This window comes from uncultured Halopseudomonas sp. (assembly GCF_963977355.1).
Lineage (GTDB): Bacteria > Pseudomonadota > Gammaproteobacteria > Pseudomonadales > Pseudomonadaceae > Halopseudomonas.
Map to the genome: position 1 here is coordinate 1 of NZ_CAXBOV010000017.1, position 18537 is coordinate 18537.

Genomic DNA, 18537 nt, shown 5'->3' on the forward strand with positions numbered 1-18537 from the left:
CCCAGAGACGGAATCGAACCGCCGACACGAGGATTTTCAATCCTCTGCTCTACCAACTGAGCTATCTGGGCAACGGGGCGCTATTAAACGGTTTAAGGCCTTTGCTGTCAAGCGGCTGTACCAATTATTTGCCATTCTTTCAGCTGCTTACCGGACAGTCATTCGGCTGGAGGTACGTAGCCATCCGCCTGGGCGTAATCTTCACCGGCGAGAAACTTGTCCATCTCCCCCTGCAGAAAGCGACGATCCTCGGCATCCATCATGTTCAGACGGCGCTCATTGATCAGCATGGTCTGGTGAGCCTGCCATTCATCCCAGGCCTTCTTCGAGACATCGTTGAATATGGCTTCGCCCTTGGCACCCGGGTAAGGCGGCCGGTCAAGGCCTGGCAGTTCCTGTTGGTATTTACGACACATCACCATACGGGTCATGGGCGATCCTCCTCAATGAGTTCAGATAATCAGTTCGACCCGCTGGAGCAGCTTCTTGACCGGTGCTGCCAGTCCCAGACGGGAGGGTTGGCGCAGGTTATACCAGACCTGCCCGCTCTCGGCCACGCCATGCCCCTGCTCGACCCTCAATAGCAGCGGTTGAATATCCAGATGGAAGTGGCTGAAGGTGTGACGCAGAGGCTCCAGCAACTCGGGCTCCGCAGCCTGCCAGCCTTCGCGTGCAATCAGGACTTCGAGCTGTGCAAGGTCGTCCATTTGCGGAGGACACCATAGCCCTCCCCACAGGCCACTGTCAGGCCGGCGTTGCAGCCATATATCGCCTTGGGGATTGACCACCAGAGGCATCAGGCACTGCCGCACAGGAATGGCCTTGCGCGGCCGCGAATGCGGATAGGCTGTTGGGGTACCAAGCATCCGCGCCTGACAGCCGGCTTGCAGCGGGCAAAGAAGGCAGGACGGCTTACTACGCGTACAGAGGGTGGCTCCCAGATCCATCATTGCCTGGGTGTAGTGGTTTACCCGAGAGTGAGGGGTGTGGCTATCAGCTATAGCCCACAGCCTGTCATGTACCGCCTTTTCGCCCGGCCAGCCCTGCACTGCATGAAAACGCGCCAACACCCGCTTGACGTTGCCGTCGAGGATCGGCGCGCGCAGCCCCATACTCAGACTGGCAATCGCGCCAGCCGTGGACGGCCCGATACCGGGCAGGTCAACCAGGCCAGGCAAATCCCTGGGAAACTCCCCGGCGTATTCATCTACCACCCGCTTGGCCGCCTTGTGCAGATTACGTGCCCTGCTGTAATAGCCAAGGCCGGTCCACAGATGCAACACCTCATCGGCAGGAGCCGCAGCCAGCGCCTGAACATCCGGCATTGCGCGCATGAACCGCTCATAGTACGGAATAACCGTGGCTACCTGGGTCTGCTGCAGCATGATCTCCGATACCCAGACACGGTAGGGAGACATATCCTGCTGCCAGGGCAGATCCTTGCGGCCGTGCAGGTCGTACCAATCCAGCACGGCTTCGGCAAAGGTTTGCTCGCTCACTGACCGAACAAGCCTCGGAGCGCATCGCGAACCGCAGGCGCCTGCTCATCCAGTTTTTCTTCGATCTTGCTACCGAGCTTGCGCTTGGCTTCGTTGCCCAACAGCTGGCCAGCAAGCTGGGTAACAGCTTCGGTATCGACCCCACAACTGCTCGCCGCGTTGTGCAAATAGCCACTGCAGCGGATCGGCCATTCCACGCCAACATAACGCTCGTTGACCCGGCAAGCGGAGTCCGGCATCTCGACGTTATCACCCTTGAGTACCAGCCCCAGACGATAGTCCAGACGCTGCGTAGGCAGGACAATCTCGCCGCGACTCTTGGCGGTGATGCCGGGCAGATCGGCCACCAGATTCTCATTTACGACGGTGCCATCCACAATGCGAAAGTTGCCCTTTAGAGCGCTGAACGGCGTATTTTCCGAGCCCACGGGGGCCCCGAGGGATTCCCGATTAACCAGCGCAATTGCCTGACAGAGCTTCTGCTCGAGATTGATTCCCAATAAAGCACCATCGCTTACATCAAAGCTGGACTGTCCATTCAGACTGGACATCCATTGCAGCATGCTGTTGCCCGTCGCGCGCACGTCCAGGTCAAGGTCGATGACACCGCGCAACTGATGTGCGACGTCATAGGCCTCCTGAATTGCCATGGAGTCCATGCCTGTGAGCTTTTTCTTCGCGCTCAGCGTCACCGGGCGTGTGCGTGCATCTAGCTGCCCGGTCGCAGCAAATTTGCCATTGAATACACCACCCTCGAACTGAGTGAGCCTTACCAGGCCGTCGCGGGCCTGAACAGCGACTTTCAAGGGCCTGATAACCTGTTCGGTCAGAATGACTTCCTGCATATCCAGGCTGCCATCCACATCCAGGCCAGCAATCAGCCCCAGCGGTAGCACTGGCTCATCGCTCCAGGCTATTGGCGTGGACTCCGACTTGCTGCCCCCACTTGAACCCACAGGCTCCTTGGCCGCTGCCTCATCAACCGGTGGCAGGTAACCATCAAGATCAAGCCGATTGCCGGCAAGTCGAAAGCGCAGCGCCTGACGTTCGAAATCCACCAACCCCATATTGCCGTCGAACTTGTTGCCATCGACCTCTAACTGCAGGTCTTCAAGCATGAGGCTGTTTGCCGAGCCTGCCAGATTCGCGCCCAGAGACACAGCCTCCAGGGCACGCGGATTCGACGTTTCCGGCACTTCCTGCCCAAGGGCTTCGATCAGTGAGCGGGCATCGAATGTCGCAACATCCAGCCTGCCGACCAATTGCATATCCTGGTCCAGCTGTGTCGCTTTGATCGTTCCCGTTGCGCGCAGGTCTGCCAGAGAGAGACGAACCTGTTTGAGCTCTGCAATCTGGGCAGCCAGGTCGACGACGCTATCGGCCTGCAACTGCAGTGAGACGGCCCTTCCGGAAAAGGGTGCACCGCTGGCGTCGAGCTTGAGATTGATGGCATCGAACTGGTAGCGCTCCAGTCCGAGATCGAACTGCGCAACGGTCTGCAGGTCGATCCGCATCCGCAAGGCGGGCTGCTCAGTCGTCAACAAGCCAATGAAGGCGACATCGAATGGCTGCCCCTCAACCAGCGCACCAGTCTCCAGATTGACATCACTTAATTGCACGCTCTGGCCGGTTTGCCGATCCTCGTAAAGCACTTGAGCGTTGGTGATATTGACGCTCTGAACAGCAATATCGAGCTCTTGACCCTGATCACCACCTGACCCTGCGGAATCCGCTCCAGCTCCAGCTCCAGCTTCAGCCTGTTCCTTGCTCTGCGGGCCAACCGTTTCCCAGTTACCCCGGCCATCCGCATCTCTGATCAGGTTGAGGCTCACGTTATTGAGGATGACATCGCTGAAGCGCAGCTCCCGGCGCAGCAGTGGCAGCACCTCCACCCCGAGACCCAGACTACCTACCTCGGCCAGCGCGAGGTCGGGCTGATCAACCGGCGCGACGCCCACCTGTTCGAGCTCTATTCCCAACCATGGGAACAGGGACCAACCAATATCGCCGCCAAGAGTCAGCTCGACATTCGCTTTTTCACGCGCGATTTCGCGAATATTGTCCTTGTAATCATTGGGGTCGAATATTCGGGTCAGGAAAAATAGCAAAGCGACGGCGAGCAACAGCACGCCGAAGACAACCAGTCCCAGGACCTTGGCAAGCGCTTTCATGGGTGTTCCTTGTAAGCAGTTTGGGCCGTCTGGCCCTTTGTCATAGGGTAGAGCTTGTCGAGACGCATAGCCACTTCCCTGGCCAATGCCAGGCTTGCGGTCAGGCCAGGCGACTCTATGCCGAACAATTGGATCAATCCCTCCATTCCATGCTCTCGATGATCCTGTATGACGAAGTCGGCTGGCGCCTCGCCCGGCCCGCTGAGCTTGGCCCGCACACCGGCATAGCCTGGCACCAGCCGGTCCGGCTTACAGCCTGGCCAATAGCGCTGGATAGCTCGGGCAAAGCCGTCGACCAGCCCGTCTTCGACGCTGTAATCGATCTGCTGCAGATATTTTACGTCGGGCCCGAAGCGCACCTGGCCAGCCAGATCCAGTGTGGCGTGCACACCCAAGCCAGCTGTATTAGCCGCAGGCATGGGATAGACCAGGTGACTGAACGGCGAGTTCCCGCTGTAGGCCAGATAGCGTCCCTGACACAAATGCAACGCAGGGACGGTGTTACCGGGTAGATCCTGGACGCCAGCAGCCAGTTGCTGGGCAAATACGCCGCACGCGTTGATCAGATAACGACAACTCAGACTGAATGGCTCCCCTGCGCTAGTGCCCTCCAGGCAGAATCCTCCGGCAACAGGCACTACCCGCTGGACCTGCGTTCGGTAACTGACCGACCCACCAGCTGCCTGCAAGGAAGCCTCCAGCGATTGCATCAGCGCATGACTATCAACAATACCGGTCAGGGGTGAATAAAGACCTGCGACCGCCCTTACTTCAGGCTCGATCCGCACCACCTCGTCAGCATCCAGCCACTCCAGCCGCGTACCGCTGGCTGCAGCATTGGCGTGCAGCGCTCGCAAAGCCGGCACCTCTGCTTCCTCAACCGCCACCAGAAGTTTGCCAATACGCCGATGCGGTACCCCGTGCTCTGCACACCAGGAGTACAAGAGATCACGACCCTCCACGCACAGCCTGGCCTTGAGCGATCCAGGCCGATAGTACAAGCCCGCGTGAATCACTTCGCTGTTGCGGCTGGACGCGTGCTGCCCGGACCAGGCTTCCTGCTCAAGCACTAAAACATCATGCCCGGCCGCGGCCAGTCTCTGCGCTATCGCCAGGCCCACCACTCCGGCACCTACAACCACTGTCTGCATATCGGTCATTGCGTTATTCTGCCCTGACTCGGATTCGGGGAGAAGAGCCATCGACCCCATACACACAAGCAATCAGTACGCGGTAGCCCCTCGCACTGCCTACACGTATAATGCCCACCCTTGATAGATCACACAGCGGAGAAACAGCCATGGCTGAGCGCAAGGCAAGCGTCGAGCGCAACACTCTGGAAACCCAGGTCAGAGTCGACATCAACCTGGATGGCACCGGGCAGTCGGACTTCGACATCGGTGTTCCCTTTCTGGAGCATATGCTTGACCAGATCGCCCGGCACGGGCTGATCGATATGAGCATCAAATCCCGTGGCGACCTGCATATCGATGACCACCACACGGTGGAAGACGTCGGTATTACCCTGGGCATGGCGTTTGCCAAGGCCGTGGGTGACAAGAAAGGGCTGCGCCGCTATGGCCATGCGTACGTTCCGCTGGACGAGGCGCTGTCACGCGTGGTTATCGACTTCTCCGGACGACCCGGACTGCACATGCATGTGGATTTCACCCGCGCCAGCGTGGGTGGTTTTGACGTGGACCTGTTTGGTGAGTTCTTCCAGGGTTTCGTCAATCACTCGCAAACCACTGTGCATATCGACAACCTGCGTGGCGTGAACACTCACCACCAGATCGAAACAATCTTCAAGGCCTTTGGCCGGGCGCTGCGTATGGCGGTAGAAGAAGATCCGCGCATGAGCGGCATGATGCCTTCTACCAAAGGGTGTCTGTAACTCATGGCTGGAGGTCAGGTAGCAGTAATCGACTACGGCATGGGCAACCTGCACTCGGTCGCCAAGGCTCTGGAGCAGGTGGGTGCAACCCGCGTGCAGGTGACCAGTGACCCGCAAATCATCATGGCGGCCGACCGGGTTGTGCTGCCAGGTGTGGGCGCCATCCGCGACTGCATGAGTGAGCTGCGTCAGCTGGGCCTGGACACGGTCGTTCGCGATGTCGTGCGCGAAAAGCCCCTTATGGGGATCTGCGTCGGCATGCAGATGCTGCTCGAACACAGCGAAGAAAACGGCGGTGTGGAGGGTCTCGGCCTGATCCCCGGCAAGGTAAGCTTCTTTGGTAATGAGCTGTACGATGGCGAGCAGCGCCTGAAGGTGCCCCACATGGGCTGGAACCAGGTCAAGCAGACTATTGATCACCCCATGTGGCACCGCATCGAACAGGATGCGCGCTTCTATTTCGTGCACAGCTATCACGCTCAGCCGCAGCGTCACACCCATGTAGCAGGCCGATGCCATTACGGCGCCGACTTTGCTGCCGCATTGATTCAGGACAACCTGTTTGCCACCCAGTTTCACCCGGAAAAAAGCCACACCAATGGCCTGCAATTGCTGCAGAATTTTCTGGCATGGGACGGACGCTGGTAAAACCACCTGCGGCAAGCAGGCCGCGCCACTTTACTGGATTTAAGCTCGCGGCTTGATGCTTGCGGCTTCCCCACACTGATCAGGACATTATCGCGATGCTTATCATTCCCGCTATTGATCTCAAGGACGGCGCCTGCGTCCGTTTGCGTCAAGGTCTGATGGACGACGCCACGGTATTTTCCGATGACCCTGTGGCGATGGCCGCAAAGTGGGTAAAGGCCGGCTGTCGCCGCCTGCACCTGGTTGACCTGAACGGCGCATTCGAGGGCAAGCCAGTCAATGGTGAGGTTGTGACGGCTATAGCCCGCGCCTACCCGGACCTGCCTATTCAGATAGGCGGCGGTATCCGCTCCCTGGACACCATCGAGCACTACGTGCGCGCTGGCGTCAGCTACGTCATCATCGGCACCAAGGCAGTCAAGCAACCTGAATTTGTTGCCGAAGCCTGCAAGGCATTCCCGGGCAAGGTAATTGTCGGACTGGACGCGAAGGACGGTTTCGTAGCCACCGACGGCTGGGCGGAGGTGAGCAGCGTGCAGGCAGTGGATCTGGCGCGACGCTTTGAAGCGGACGGCGTATCGGCGATCGTCTATACCGATATAGCAAAGGACGGCATGATGCAGGGTTGCAATCTGGAAGCCACCGCTGCGCTCGCCAACGCCACTTCCATCCCGGTTATTGCTTCAGGCGGCATCCATCACCTGGGTGATATCCAGGCGTTGCTGGACGCTGGCGCGCCGGGCATCATCGGCGCCATTACCGGCCGTGCAATATATGAAGGCACGCTGGACGTCGCAGAGGCGCAAGCGCTGTGCGACAAACAGACTTCAAGCGGTAAGCCGTAAGCTGGAAGCAGCTGAACCTGCTGGTCTGATTATCAATAGTGGCCCAGCTCCGCGCACGCAGTGGTTAATCAGTACCAACTAATTCAGGCTTCAAGCTTAGCGCTTCAAGCCAAAATCGATTTTCGGAGTTCCAATGGGTCTCGCCAAACGCATCATCCCCTGCCTGGACGTCGACAACGGTCGTGTCGTCAAGGGTGTGCAATTTGAAAACATCCGTGATGCCGGCGATCCGGTCGAGGTTGCGCGGCGCTACAACGAGCAGGGTGCGGATGAAATCACCTTCCTCGATATCACTGCCAGCCACCAGGAGCGGGACACCACCTTGCATACGGTGGAGCGCATGGCCAGCCAGGTGTTCATTCCGTTAACTGTCGGTGGCGGTGTACGCACGATTCAGGACATACGCAACCTGCTCAACGCCGGTGCCGACAAGGTATCAATCAATACCGCAGCGGTATTCAATCCCGAATTTGTTGGGGAGGCAGCAGACCGCTTCGGCTCCCAATGCATCGTGGTGGCTATCGATGCCAAGCGAGTATCGGATGAGGGTGCCACCCCGCGCTGGGAAATCTTTACCCACGGCGGACGCAAGCCGACCGGACTGGACGCGGTAGAGTGGGCGTTCAAGATGCAGGAGCTAGGCGCAGGTGAAATTCTGCTGACCAGCATGGATCAGGACGGCATGAAGAACGGTTTCGATCTGGGGGTCACTCGAGCGATCAGTGACAGGTTGCATATTCCGATAATCGCCTCCGGCGGGGTCGGCAATCTGCAGCACTTGGCTGATGGTGTGCAACTAGGCGGTGCCGATGCGGTACTGGCTGCGAGCATCTTTCATTTTGGCGAATATTCGATTGCCGAGGCCAAGCAGTACATGGCTGATCGCGGCATTGAAATGCGTCTCTGATCTGTCCACCAGAGACGCCTCCTGAAGCGTTAGCCCCTGGCGCGGGAGATATTCAAACCCTTGAGCAGATTGAGCGCCTGATTCAACTGATAGTCAGCATCCTGGGGGCGCTCAGGTGCGTCGGGCTTGCGTACGGTGGGCCGCTCGACACCTGATTCGTTGGATAGGTGGCCCGCCAGATCAGCCTCGCGAAACCCCATTTCCGCCTCTTCCCTGGTCAGTTTGGCCTGCTCGACCTTGATATCCGGCTCGATACCCTGCGCCTGAATAGAGCGGCCGTCGGGGGTGTAGTAGAGGGCGGTTGTGAGCTTGAGCGCACGGTCGTTATTGAGCGGCAACACCGTCTGTACTGAGCCCTTGCCGAAGGTGTTGGTACCCATGATGACCGCACGACCATGATCCTGTAGTGCGCCGGCCACAATTTCGGAAGCCGAAGCCGAGCCGCCGTTAATCAGGACCACCATCGGTACACCCACACTCGGATCATTACTGGTGGCCGAAAAGCGCAGTTCCGAGTTGCTCAGCCGACCCTTGGTATAGACGATCAAGCCTGAATCCAGAAAGCTGTCAGCCACTTCCACGGCTGCCTGCAGCACGCCGCCGGGGTTATTGCGCAGATCCAGAACCAGCCCCTTGAGGCCGCCGGCGGAATTCAGCTTCTCCAGTTCACGGCGCACCTCGTCACCGGTGTTGACCTGGAACTGCGTGAGCCGCATGTAGGCGTAACCCGGATCCAGTTGCTCGGAGCGCACACTGGCCACCTTGACCACCGCACGCTCAAGCTCCACCTCGAATGGACGTCCCTCGTCACGAATCACGGTAAGCGTGATGCTGGTGCCCGGCTCGCCGCGCATTTTTTCCACTGCATCCATGATGGTCAATCCCTTGACCGGCTCACCATCAATCTTGACGATCAGGTCACCCGCTTCGATACCTGCGCGAGCGGCAGGCGTATCATCGATGGGCGAAATCACCTTGATGAAACCGTCCTCCTGGCCCACTTCGATACCCAGGCCGCCAAACTGCCCGCTGGTCGCATCCTGCAGGCCACGGAACGCTTCTGGCTCCAGGTAGGCCGAGTGGGGATCGAGCCCGTCGAGCATTCCACGAATCGCGTTCTCCAGCAGAGTCGCATCATCGACCGGCTCTACATAGGCCGTGCGAATACGCTCCATCACCTCGACGAAGGTCCGTAACTCGTTGAGAGGTAGAGGAGCAGAGGGAATCTGCTCCTGTGCCGGCACGGCCGCAGGTGCAGATGTTTCCTGGGCCTGCACCGGCCCAACAACAAATGCCAGGCTGATGCAGGCGGCAAGCAAGGTACGCACAGCGGTCATTGATATCTCCCAACACAGGGCTTATTAACGAACTAGGACAGGAAACGCACTTGCAGTATATGGCCGCGCCGGCACTTCACCCAGACAGCATACACCAGGCCGCAGGGTCCAGTGCACGGCCCTGGTGGCGAATTGCAAAATACAAGGCGGGCGAACTGAGCCCCCCGCTGGCGCCCACAGTTGACACGGCTTCACCGGGTTGCACCCAGGTGCCAACGTCCTTCAGAACGCTCTGATTATGGCCGTAAAGACTAAGGTATCCACTACCGTGATCCAGTATTACCAGCAACCCCGAGCCACGCAGCCAGTCGGCAAAGACGACCCGCCCCCCGTGAACCGCGTGCACGGCAGTACCCTGTGAAGCGCCTATCAACAGCCCATCCCATTTCAGCCGCGCATCCCCCCCTCGCTGACTGCCATATCGCGCCTGAATCGGTCCCTTGACCGGCAACGGCAGCTTGCCCTTGGCACCGGCAAAAGGCAGGCTTCCAGCTGGAGTGGGAATACTGGTAATGGTTTCATCGATGGACTTGATAAGCTTTTCCAGGCCTGCACGCTCGGCCTGAGCAGTTTCCAGCTTCTCATTCTGACTGCGACTCTTGCCCTGCAGGCTTGCAAGCAGGCCGGTACGCGCTGTCTGCTGGGACTGCAGCTCCCTGGCATTGGACGCCAGCTGCTCACGACGCTCCTCGAGCAATGCCTGCTGCTCGACGATCTGCGCGCTGGCCTGCTGTATCTGCTCCAGGGTATCGGTATAGCGGTTTACTTCTGCCACTCGGGCACGGCTCATATACTGGTAATAGTGCACCATGCGCGCCATACGTGCCGGGTCGTCCTGATTAAGCAGCATCTTCAGGTAGTCCTGCTCCCCGGCCATGTACGCTGCACGCGCCTGCTTGGCGATCTGGTCCTGCTGCCCGGTCAGGGCGACCTGCAGACTGGCGGCCTGCTCCCGCAGCCCGCGAACGCGGGTTTCACCCTCGCGAATCTTCTGCTCGATCTGCTCGCTTTCCCGCTGCAGCCTGCCAATCTCACTTTCGCTACGCTTGAGCTGAGACTCCAGGCCGGACATCTCCTGCTCGAAGCTCTCGAGCATTTTTTTCAGTCGGGCTATTTCGGCCTCGGTCTGCTTCAGCTCGGCTCTTGCCTCACGGGAGTCGGTTTGCGTCTCTTGCCCCACAGAGGGAGCGGCATACACAAGTGCCGCCAGTAATGCAGCGGCGCAACACTGCTGGGAAAGTATGCGCAACGGCCGGAGCTTGAACATGTCGAGGTCTCAGGATTTCAATGTCAAAATCGAGCGTCCCGTCATTTCAGCGGGTTGGGGCAGGCCCAGCAAGGTCAGCATGGTCGGCGCCACGTCGGAGAGTATTCCGCCCTCACGCATACTGACTTGCCGAGGACCTACGTACACGAAGGGCACAGGTTCGCAGGTATGCGCGGTGTGCGCCTGCCCCGTGTCGTGGTCGGACATTTTCTCGACATTACCGTGGTCCGCCGTAATCAATGCTTCACCACCCACCCGCGATAGCGAATCGCATATACGGTTTATACAAGCATCAAGACACTCAACGGCCTTGACCGCAGCGTCAAAATCACCGGTATGCCCGACCATGTCACCGTTGGCGTAATTGACTATAATCACGTCATAACGCTGCTGATCAATTGCTTCGACAATACGGTCTGTAACCTCTGGCGCGCTCATTTCCGGCTGCAGGTCGTAGGTTGCCACCTGCGGTGAAGGCACCAGAATACGCTCTTCCCCTGCGAAAGGTTCTTCGCGGCCGCCAGAGAAGAAAAAGGTCACGTGGGCATATTTTTCCGTTTCCGCAATCCGCAGCTGGGTTTTGCCCTGACTGGCCAGATATTCGCCAAGTACGTTATCCAGCGAAGCGGGTGGGTAAGCGCAGGGAGCCGGAATATCGGCTGCGTACCGGGTCAGCATGACGAAACCTGACATCTGCAATTGACGCTGGCGAGTAAAGCCCTTGAAATCAGGTTCAACAAAAGCGCGACTCAGCTCACGGGCGCGATCAGCCCGAAAATTCATGAACACCACCGCATCGCCGTCGGCAACCGGTGCGGGCTCGCCAATGCGTGTGGCTTTGACGAACTCGTCGTTTTCCCCTCGTTCATAGGCTGCAAGCAAAGCATCCTGGGTGTTCGCCGCAGCAAACTGCGCGTCACCATCAACGATCAGGTTGTAGGCCGACTCCACGCGCTCCCAGCGGTTATCACGATCCATCGCGAAGTAACGGCCGATCAGCGTTGCAGTACGCCCCTTACCGAGGCGCTGGTAGGCCTGTTCAAGCAATTGGAGGGATGGTTCGGCACTGCGTGGCGGCGTATCGCGACCATCCAGGAAAGCGTGCACATAAATCTTTTCGGCTCCACGGCGTGAGGCCAAATCGACCATTGCCACCAGGTGGTCCTCGTGACTATGCACACCACCGGGCGACAGCAGCCCCATGATGTGGACCGCTCCACTCGTGGCAACAGCCTTGTCGACCGCCTCACAAATCGCCGGATTTTCATAGAAGTCGCCATCGGCAATCGACTTGGTTACCCGGGTAAAGTCCTGATAAACCACTCGGCCAGCACCGAGATTCATGTGACCAACTTCTGAATTACCCATCTGGCCATCAGGCAGCCCCACATCCATACCCGAGCCGGACACCAGCGTGTGGGGGGCCTGTGTCCACAGCTTGTCCCATACAGGGGTGCGGGCGGCCATGATGGCGTTGGAATCGGGCGATTCACTATGGCCGAAGCCATCAAGAATCATCAGAACCAGGGGTTTGGGGGCATCTGTCATGAAAGCAACTCACAAATATTTGAATGATCCGATACCAGCCCGGGCCGCATAAAGCCCAGGCAGACGCGATGTTCACAGTCTACTGCGACGACACCGGCCTGTCATGCTGCAACGCCAAGCCCCGCGCACCATTCGGCAGGGATGGTTCTGCCACCGCCGCCTGCTGTGTATACTGGCGAACTTTATTTAGCCGGAAGTACTCGCATGCAACGCGTTATCGATTTTTTTACCCAGTTCGCCGAGTTTCTCGGCAATCATCCGTTTCTGGCGGTCGCCTTTCTGGTAGTGGTGACTTTGCTGATCGTCACTGAAGGCCGCAAAGCCGGCAAGACCGTTTCCACTCAGCAGGTAACCACCATGATCAATCGCGAGAACGCCGTGGTCGTCGACCTGCGTTCCAAGAAGGATTATGCCGCTGGTCATATCGTGGATTCGATCAACATCCCGTACGACAGCCTGAATACTCGCCTGGGCGACCTGGACAAATACAAGGGACGCCCAATCATTCTTACCTGCGCGAGCGGTCAGCACGCCGGATCCTGCGCCAAGCAGATCAAGGCAGCTGGACACGACAACGTCAGCCGCCTCAGTGGCGGCATGAGCAGCTGGCGCGCCGACAGTCTTCCCGTGGTGAAATAACATGCCCGAAGTAACGATTTACAGCAGCAACTACTGCCCTTTCTGCATCCGCGCCAAGCAATTGCTGGACGCAAAGGGCGTCAAGTACAACGAAATTCGCGTCGATGGCCAGCCAAAGGTGCGTGCAGCAATGACTCGCCTGGCCGGCGGCGCGACCTCCGTGCCACAGATCTGGATTGGCGAGACCCATGTCGGCGGTTGCGATCAGTTGCAAGCGCTGGAACGCTCCGGCAAGCTCGACGGCATGCTCTCCATCTGAGCCCCCCTTAACAAGACCACAATACAAGGACCTATCATGGCCGAAGAAAATCAGAACAGCCAGGGCGCCAACGGCGCTGCAGACCAGCAGCCTCAGGTGCAGTTCACGCTGCAACGTATTTATGTGAAGGATCTGTCCTTCGAATCGCCCAAGGCGCCCGCGGTGTTTCAGTCCCAGTGGAATCCCCACGTCAATCTGGATCTGAACACCCGCCACAGCGAGCTGCAGGAAGGTGTTCACGAGGTAGTACTCAGTCTGTCTGCCACCGTTACCAATGGCGAAGACGACGTAACTTTCATTGCCGAAGTCCAGCAGGCTGGTATCTTCGCAATCAGCGGCCTTGATGAAGCGGGCATGCGCCACACCCTCGGCGCTTTCTGCCCGAACATCCTGTTCCCCTATGCGCGCGAAGCGATAGACAACCTGGTTTTGCGCGGTAGTTTCCCTCCCCTGATGCTGTCCCCGGTCAACTTCGACGCCTTGTTTGCCCAGGCAGAACAGCGCCGCATGGCAGAAGCTGCCGAAAGTAACTGAGTCCCGCATTCAGCCGCCTATGGTTGAAGCGACGCGTGCCGTGAGATTCTGATTGCGGCACGTGTCGGGGCCATCCCCGCACGCTTATTACCCTGCGTTGTTACAACCCCATCCTGCCACCTGCTTGTCAGCCCGCACGCCTTGATCTACTGTATTTCGCCTGCCAACTCGAACAGACGGAACCTTCATGGCCCTACCTGCCTCCCGCCCCCTGTATCTGCTTGCTCTGATCGCATGCGTCTTATTGATGGGTGTCGCGCTCTACCTTGAACATGTAGTTGGGCTGATACCTTGCCCGTTATGCATTATCCAACGCGTACTGCTTATTCTGGCTGGCCTCGTTTGCCTGGCCGGCCTGATACATCATCCGCGCGCAGAGCTGCCGTCCCGCAGGCCCGTTGCCGCTCGCCTATACGGCCTCGGCGTGAGTTTCTTTGCCATTCTTGGCGCTGCCGTGGCCGGTCGCCAGGTCTGGCTCCAGCACCAACCATCCGACCAGCTACCATCCTGCCTGCCAAGCCTGGATTACATGATTGACGTTCTGCCCCTGCAGGACATCATGCACATGCTTTTCAACGGCACCGCCGACTGCGCAAAGGTGGATTGGACCTTTCTCGGACTGAGCATTGCCGAAGGCACCCTGCTCGCCTTTATCGCATTCAGCCTGTTCGGCCTGACCCAACTTTTTCGCAGCACCGACTGAAATGGAGACCCTATGCGTCTGATTATCGCTTTTGTTTGTGCTCTGGTACTGGCCGGCTGTGCAAGCCCCGATGCGGAGCATTACGCCAACGACACGCCGGAGTTGCGCCTGCAGGATTACTTTGATGGTGACCTGGAAGCCTGGGGTATGTTCCAGAAACGCAATGGCGAAGTCGTCAGGCGCTTCCATGTGCGCATGGTGGGCAGCTGGGAAGGCGACACTGGCGTACTCGACGAATACTTCACCTATGCTGATGGCACTAATGAGCGTCGTGTATGGACGCTGGTGAAACAACCTGACGGCACCTGGCGCGGTACCGCCGACGATGTGGAAGGCGAAGCTGTGGGAGTAGTATCCGGGAATGCCTTTCACTGGCGCTATACACTTCAGCTCAAGGTTGATGACGCTACCTGGCTGGTCGACTTCGATGATTGGATGTATCTGATCGATGACAAGGTCATGCTAAACCGCGCGAAGATGTCAAAATGGGGTGTCGAGCTTGGCCAGGTTACCCTGAGTTTCATCAAGCCTTGATGCCGGGACCTAGGCTGACCTATGCTGTCCTACCACAAGGGATTGATGCCGCCTGGCTTCGACCCAATCAGCCAATTGCAAGTAGAGGTGGATCATGCTGGAGAGCTGCACAACAGCCCAGGAACGTTGGGGCGGTGTACATAAACTGATTGATCGCTGGCTTGCAGAACGCAAGCAACTGGTCAAGCAGTACACCCAGTTGCGCGAAGCTGCCGAAACCGGCAAGGCGAGCGACGCCACCCTTGAGTCCTTCTGCGACATTCTTGTGGATTATGTATCCGCAGGTCACTTCGAAGTCTATGAGCAATTGATCCGCGAAGCTGAGGCGTTTGAAGACCAGGGTGGTCTGGCCTTGGCGCGCCAGGTATATCCCCGCATAGAAACCATCACGCAGAGCGCAGTCGAGTTCAATGATCTTTACGGCAGAGCCGGATCGGATGACGACATGGAACAGATGCACGACCGTCTGCTGCGTCTTGGCGGTCTGCTCCATGAACGCTTCGAGCTCGAAGACTGCCTTATTGAAGTATTGCATACCGCCCACCAGGACATACTCAGCGCAAGCTGAGCGCTACGGAGCTTGATGTGACAAGCAAAGAGAAAGACAACGGAAAGCAATCCTCCTCCGTCATAACCCCACTGCACTTGCTGCAAACGCTTACCCGCACGCTGAACGAGCATCTTGCCGACGCGTGCCGCGAAGCGGAAAAGGATGCGCGCAAGGCGATGGAGAAGTTGACTCGCCAGCACGCCAAGCTGCAGGAGAAACTGGCCGAAGCCCAGGAAAAGCTGGCCTCGCGGCAGGCATCCGGCGCAGAGCGCAAGGCGATCGAAAAAAGCGAACAGAAAGTAGCCACACTGGTGGCTGGCCTCAACGAGCTTCAGGAAGCCCGCAACGCCGCAGAGGTCTACACCCGCCAGCTGCAGAGCGACGTGCGGCAGACGCTGCGCATTGCCAAGGGCCTTGAACGCATCGAGAGCCAAGCTGACCTGGCCATCGAAAAGCGCAATAATCCCAAACCACCAAGCAAGCCTGCCAATCGCTCCCGCAAGCCACGCAGTCGCAAGCCCGCCGCAGCCCGACCTGCCGAGCAAAAAACCGAGACAGACAATAACGCCTAGGTAAAAAGAACGCGTATACGCTCAGTGCCTGAATCCTGTGGGACTCAGGCACTGCGCCTTAAAGCGTCTATTTACTAGTCCGAGGCCGAGGAGTTCTGACCTCGCAAAACATATCTGGCGCAGCAAACCCAGCGGCAACCTCTCAGCCAACTTCAGTGGCCAGATCGGCAAGCTCCTGGAGGATCGCCCGCAGCGTGTCGTTGACCGTCACCCCCTGCCCCAGGCAACAACTGATCAGATGCTGCAGACAGTCAGGCTCAGCGTCGCCAGAGGGTATCAGCCTCAGGCATTCAGCCTCCAGCCGTTTCAATTGCGACCATTCCGCCGCTTGCTCACACTCCTTTAACTGCGAATAGAGCTGTGCCTCGCCGCCAAGCCCTCGCACAGCCGTGCGGGCAGCCCGCAAGGGGCCAATGACCTGCCTGTGCCATGGCGCTTGCCAGTCACAAATCGCACGCCAGTCTGCCACTGCCGCCGCCCGGCCACTGCAGCCCAGCCAACAGGCTGCCAGCAACAGCAGCACATCCAGATCCTGATCGTTCTGGAGCCGCAACAGCAGTGACTCTACCCCAGGATGGGGGTAGAGCTGGGTGACGTAATCGGCGAGCGCGGTTTCACGGGGTAGCATGGCTCAAGTTTACTACCAGGCAAAGGATGATCACAGGGGCTCAGGGCGCTGATATACTCGCGACATGATCAAAATTGAATCTCTAACGCTACAGCGCGGGCCATTACGCCTGCTGGAAAACGCCAACCTTACCCTGCACCCCGGCCAGAAAGTCGGGCTGCTGGGTACCAATGGCGCAGGCAAATCGAGCCTGTTTGCGTTGATGCGCGGCGAGCTGGGCACCGACGCCGGCAGTTGCTCGCTACCCGAAGACTGGCGTATTGCCCACATGCAGCAGGAAATCGAAAACCTCGAGCGCCGCGCAGTGGATTATGTGCTCGATGGCGACAACCGACTGCGGGATATCGAGGCCCGCCTGCACAGCGCCCAGGAGCGCGATGACGCGCACGCCCTCGGCACCCTGTATGCAGAGCTGGAAGCCCACGATGGCTTCAGCGCCGACAGTCGAGCCCGCACCCTGTTGGCCGGCCTGGGCTTCACAAGTGAGCAGTGTACAGCGCTGGTGGGTGACTTTTCAGGCGGCTGGCGGATGCGTCTCAACCTTGCCCAGGCGCTGATGTGCCCATCGGATCTGCTACTGCTTGACGAACCAACCAACCACTTGGATCTCGATGCCATTCTCTGGCTGGAGGACTGGCTCAAGGCCTATCAGGGGACTCTCGTCCTGATCTCCCACGACAAGGATTTTCTTGATGCCGTGGTCGGCCATATTGTGCATGTGGAAGGGCAGCAGCTCATCTTGTACCGCGGCGGCTACACACAATTTGAGCGCACCCGCGCCGAGCGCCTGACGCAACAGCAGGCTGCGTTCGAGAAACAGCAGGTTGAGCGAGAGCACATGCAGAAGTACATTGCCCGCTTTCGCGCCCAGGCGACCAAAGCCAAGCAGGCGCAGAGCCGAATCAAGGCTCTCGAACGGATGGAAACGCTGACAGCGGCGCATATCGACTCCCCATTCTCCTTCAGTTTCCGAGAGGCAGACCACCAGTCCAGTCCCCTGGTCGACCTGCACCAGGGCGTACTCGGCTATGGTGATACGCAGATACTCGAGCAGGTTAAGCTGCAGCTTGTACCGGGCGCACGGATCGGCGTACTGGGCCCGAATGGCGCAGGCAAATCGACCCTGATCAAGACCCTGGCAGGCACACTGCCGCTAATGGGCGGCGAGTTGAAAACGGGTGAGCATCTGGCAATCGGCTACTTCGCCCAGCACCAGCTCGACAGTCTTGACGCCAAGGCAAGCCCATTGCTGCATTTGGCGCGGATAGCCCCGCAGGAGCGTGAGCAAAGCCTGCGCAACTTCCTCGGCGGCTTTGATTTTCACGGGGCGCGGACCGAAGAACCGGTGCTGAACTTTTCCGGTGGAGAGAAAGCTCGACTGGCCCTTGCGTTGATCGCCTGGCAAAAACCCAATCTACTGCTGCTGGACGAGCCAACCAACCACCTGGACATGGAGATGCGCCACGCGCTGACCCTGGCGCTGCAACGCTTCGAAGGTGCAATGCTGCTGGTTTCCCACGACCGGGCTCTTATTCGGGACACCACCGATGAGCTCTGGCTGGTTGCCGACGGGCGCCTGCAAACCTACAGTGAAGATCTCGATACCTATACAAAATGGCTGGCACGCTTCCGACAGCAACAACAGGAAGAGCTGAAAGCCGCAAACGGCGACATCAGCCTGACGGGTGATCGACCTGACGCCAAGACCCAGCGCCGGGAGGCAGCCGAACGCAGGCAGCGCCTTGCTCCCATGAAAAAAGCGATCGAGAAACTGGAAAAGGAGCTGGCCAAAGCTCAGACAGAGCTCGCCGGGATCGAGGCCGAGCTGGCTGATACCGATCTGTACGGTGCCGACCGCAAGGATCAGTTAAAGCAGGTACTGGCTCGCCAGGCAACCTGCACTCAGAAAGTCGAAGAGCTTGAGGAACGCTGGCTGGAAGGCCAGGAAGAACTGGATACGCTTGAACAGGCCGAGGCTGGCTGAGACTCCATAGGCCCGGGC

20 protein-coding genes are annotated in these 18537 nt (G+C 58.7%); 12 read left to right on the top strand and 8 right to left on the bottom strand.

The window, feature by feature from the left end; all coding sequences use genetic code 11:
• Positions 1-158 precede the first annotated feature (158 nt).
• From AAC076_RS10780 to AAC076_RS10795, 4 genes are read right to left on the bottom strand one after another with little or no spacing between them, the layout of a single operon-like run.
• The gene (locus AAC076_RS10780) at positions 159-431 is read right to left on the bottom strand and encodes an oxidative damage protection protein (protein WP_339845418.1); all 273 of its coding nucleotides are present in this window, start codon (positions 429-431) and stop codon (positions 159-161) included.
• 21 nt (positions 432-452) lie between these two features.
• Complete coding sequence (gene mutY, locus AAC076_RS10785) at positions 453-1499, bottom strand: A/G-specific adenine glycosylase (RefSeq protein WP_339845420.1); 1047 nt, start codon at positions 1497-1499, stop codon at positions 453-455.
• Positions 1496-3670, bottom strand: a complete 2175-nt coding sequence (locus AAC076_RS10790; protein ID WP_339845422.1) for an AsmA family protein — start codon at positions 3668-3670, stop codon at positions 1496-1498. Before AAC076_RS10790 ends, mutY begins: the two co-directional genes overlap by 4 nt.
• Entirely contained in the window at positions 3667-4830 is a 1164-nt protein-coding gene (locus AAC076_RS10795) for an NAD(P)/FAD-dependent oxidoreductase (RefSeq protein WP_339845615.1), read from the bottom strand. Before AAC076_RS10795 ends, AAC076_RS10790 begins: the two co-directional genes overlap by 4 nt.
• Before the next feature lie 140 nt (positions 4831-4970).
• On the opposite strand from AAC076_RS10795, the gene hisB reads away from it, so the two are divergent.
• From hisB to hisF, 4 genes are all read left to right on the top strand, one after another.
• The gene (hisB, locus tag AAC076_RS10800; protein WP_339845423.1) at positions 4971-5564 is read left to right on the top strand and encodes an imidazoleglycerol-phosphate dehydratase HisB; all 594 of its coding nucleotides are present in this window, start codon (positions 4971-4973) and stop codon (positions 5562-5564) included.
• Positions 5565-5567: 3 nt separating this feature from the next.
• Positions 5568-6212 carry an imidazole glycerol phosphate synthase subunit HisH gene (hisH, locus tag AAC076_RS10805; protein WP_339845425.1) on the top strand — a complete coding sequence of 215 codons (645 nt, stop codon included), beginning with the start codon at positions 5568-5570 and terminating at the stop codon, positions 6210-6212.
• Between the two features lie 95 nt (positions 6213-6307).
• A complete protein-coding gene (gene hisA, locus AAC076_RS10810; RefSeq protein ID WP_339845427.1) occupies positions 6308-7057 on the top strand; it encodes a 1-(5-phosphoribosyl)-5-[(5-phosphoribosylamino)methylideneamino]imidazole-4-carboxamide isomerase in 750 nt (249 codons plus the stop codon).
• A gap of 133 nt (positions 7058-7190) precedes the next feature.
• The gene (gene hisF, locus AAC076_RS10815) at positions 7191-7964 is read left to right on the top strand and encodes an imidazole glycerol phosphate synthase subunit HisF (protein ID WP_339845430.1); all 774 of its coding nucleotides are present in this window, start codon (positions 7191-7193) and stop codon (positions 7962-7964) included.
• A gap of 29 nt (positions 7965-7993) precedes the next feature.
• Here hisF and AAC076_RS10820 read toward each other — a convergent pair whose 3' ends face one another.
• The 3 genes from AAC076_RS10820 to gpmI all read right to left on the bottom strand — a co-directional run bounded on the left by AAC076_RS10820 (position 7994) and on the right by gpmI (position 12116).
• A complete protein-coding gene (locus AAC076_RS10820) occupies positions 7994-9301 on the bottom strand; it encodes a S41 family peptidase (protein WP_339845432.1) in 1308 nt (435 codons plus the stop codon).
• 76 nt (positions 9302-9377) lie between these two features.
• Positions 9378-10568 carry a peptidoglycan DD-metalloendopeptidase family protein gene (locus AAC076_RS10825; protein WP_339845435.1) on the bottom strand — a complete coding sequence of 397 codons (1191 nt, stop codon included), beginning with the start codon at positions 10566-10568 and terminating at the stop codon, positions 9378-9380.
• 9 nt (positions 10569-10577) lie between these two features.
• Positions 10578-12116 carry a 2,3-bisphosphoglycerate-independent phosphoglycerate mutase gene (gpmI, locus tag AAC076_RS10830; protein WP_339845438.1) on the bottom strand — a complete coding sequence of 513 codons (1539 nt, stop codon included), beginning with the start codon at positions 12114-12116 and terminating at the stop codon, positions 10578-10580.
• A 204-nt stretch (positions 12117-12320) separates the two neighbouring features.
• Here gpmI and AAC076_RS10835 point away from each other — a divergent pair, with 204 nt between their 5' ends.
• The 7 genes from AAC076_RS10835 (at position 12321) to AAC076_RS10865 (ending at position 15907) form a co-directional block, all read left to right on the top strand.
• On the top strand, positions 12321-12755 hold the full coding sequence (locus tag AAC076_RS10835; RefSeq protein WP_339845441.1) for a rhodanese-like domain-containing protein: 435 nt from the start codon (positions 12321-12323) through the stop codon (positions 12753-12755).
• 1 nt (position 12756) lies between these two features.
• Positions 12757-13014, top strand: a complete 258-nt coding sequence (grxC, locus tag AAC076_RS10840) for a glutaredoxin 3 (protein ID WP_339845443.1) — start codon at positions 12757-12759, stop codon at positions 13012-13014.
• Positions 13015-13050: 36 nt separating this feature from the next.
• Positions 13051-13548, top strand: a complete 498-nt coding sequence (gene secB, locus AAC076_RS10845; protein WP_339845445.1) for a protein-export chaperone SecB — start codon at positions 13051-13053, stop codon at positions 13546-13548.
• A 187-nt stretch (positions 13549-13735) separates the two neighbouring features.
• On the top strand, positions 13736-14251 hold the full coding sequence (locus AAC076_RS10850) for a disulfide bond formation protein B (RefSeq protein ID WP_339845447.1): 516 nt from the start codon (positions 13736-13738) through the stop codon (positions 14249-14251).
• 12 nt (positions 14252-14263) lie between these two features.
• Positions 14264-14785: a DUF3833 domain-containing protein gene (locus AAC076_RS10855; RefSeq protein ID WP_339845449.1), complete on the top strand. Its 522-nt coding sequence runs from the start codon at positions 14264-14266 to the stop codon at positions 14783-14785.
• A 94-nt stretch (positions 14786-14879) separates the two neighbouring features.
• Positions 14880-15353 carry a sigma D regulator gene (gene rsd / locus AAC076_RS10860; protein ID WP_339845451.1) on the top strand — a complete coding sequence of 158 codons (474 nt, stop codon included), beginning with the start codon at positions 14880-14882 and terminating at the stop codon, positions 15351-15353.
• 17 nt (positions 15354-15370) lie between these two features.
• Complete coding sequence (locus AAC076_RS10865; protein ID WP_339845454.1) at positions 15371-15907, top strand: hypothetical protein; 537 nt, start codon at positions 15371-15373, stop codon at positions 15905-15907.
• A 142-nt stretch (positions 15908-16049) separates the two neighbouring features.
• Here the strand turns inward: AAC076_RS10865 and AAC076_RS10870 are convergent, their stop codons facing one another.
• Positions 16050-16535: a TIGR02444 family protein gene (locus tag AAC076_RS10870; RefSeq protein WP_339845457.1), complete on the bottom strand. Its 486-nt coding sequence runs from the start codon at positions 16533-16535 to the stop codon at positions 16050-16052.
• 64 nt (positions 16536-16599) lie between these two features.
• Here AAC076_RS10870 and AAC076_RS10875 point away from each other — a divergent pair, with 64 nt between their 5' ends.
• On the top strand, positions 16600-18519 hold the full coding sequence (locus AAC076_RS10875; protein ID WP_339845458.1) for an ATP-binding cassette domain-containing protein: 1920 nt from the start codon (positions 16600-16602) through the stop codon (positions 18517-18519).
• The last annotated feature ends 18 nt before the right edge of the window (positions 18520-18537 follow it).

Coding starts and splice junctions, on each gene's coding strand:
- AAC076_RS10780 (WP_339845418.1), bottom strand. CDS start 431: ATGACCCGTATGGTGATGTGTCGTAAATACCAACAGGAACTGCCAGGC.
- AAC076_RS10790 (WP_339845422.1), bottom strand. CDS start 3,670: ATGAAAGCGCTTGCCAAGGTCCTGGGACTGGTTGTCTTCGGCGTGCTG.
- AAC076_RS10795 (WP_339845615.1), bottom strand. CDS start 4,830: ATGACCGATATGCAGACAGTGGTTGTAGGTGCCGGAGTGGTGGGCCTG.
- hisB (WP_339845423.1), top strand. CDS start 4,971: ATGGCTGAGCGCAAGGCAAGCGTCGAGCGCAACACTCTGGAAACCCAG.
- hisH (WP_339845425.1), top strand. CDS start 5,568: ATGGCTGGAGGTCAGGTAGCAGTAATCGACTACGGCATGGGCAACCTG.
- hisA (WP_339845427.1), top strand. CDS start 6,308: ATGCTTATCATTCCCGCTATTGATCTCAAGGACGGCGCCTGCGTCCGT.
- hisF (WP_339845430.1), top strand. CDS start 7,191: ATGGGTCTCGCCAAACGCATCATCCCCTGCCTGGACGTCGACAACGGT.
- AAC076_RS10820 (WP_339845432.1), bottom strand. CDS start 9,301: ATGACCGCTGTGCGTACCTTGCTTGCCGCCTGCATCAGCCTGGCATTT.
- AAC076_RS10825 (WP_339845435.1), bottom strand. CDS start 10,568: ATGTTCAAGCTCCGGCCGTTGCGCATACTTTCCCAGCAGTGTTGCGCC.
- gpmI (WP_339845438.1), bottom strand. CDS start 12,116: ATGACAGATGCCCCCAAACCCCTGGTTCTGATGATTCTTGATGGCTTC.
- AAC076_RS10835 (WP_339845441.1), top strand. CDS start 12,321: ATGCAACGCGTTATCGATTTTTTTACCCAGTTCGCCGAGTTTCTCGGC.
- grxC (WP_339845443.1), top strand. CDS start 12,757: ATGCCCGAAGTAACGATTTACAGCAGCAACTACTGCCCTTTCTGCATC.
- secB (WP_339845445.1), top strand. CDS start 13,051: ATGGCCGAAGAAAATCAGAACAGCCAGGGCGCCAACGGCGCTGCAGAC.
- AAC076_RS10850 (WP_339845447.1), top strand. CDS start 13,736: ATGGCCCTACCTGCCTCCCGCCCCCTGTATCTGCTTGCTCTGATCGCA.
- AAC076_RS10855 (WP_339845449.1), top strand. CDS start 14,264: ATGCGTCTGATTATCGCTTTTGTTTGTGCTCTGGTACTGGCCGGCTGT.
- rsd (WP_339845451.1), top strand. CDS start 14,880: ATGCTGGAGAGCTGCACAACAGCCCAGGAACGTTGGGGCGGTGTACAT.
- AAC076_RS10870 (WP_339845457.1), bottom strand. CDS start 16,535: ATGCTACCCCGTGAAACCGCGCTCGCCGATTACGTCACCCAGCTCTAC.
- AAC076_RS10875 (WP_339845458.1), top strand. CDS start 16,600: ATGATCAAAATTGAATCTCTAACGCTACAGCGCGGGCCATTACGCCTG.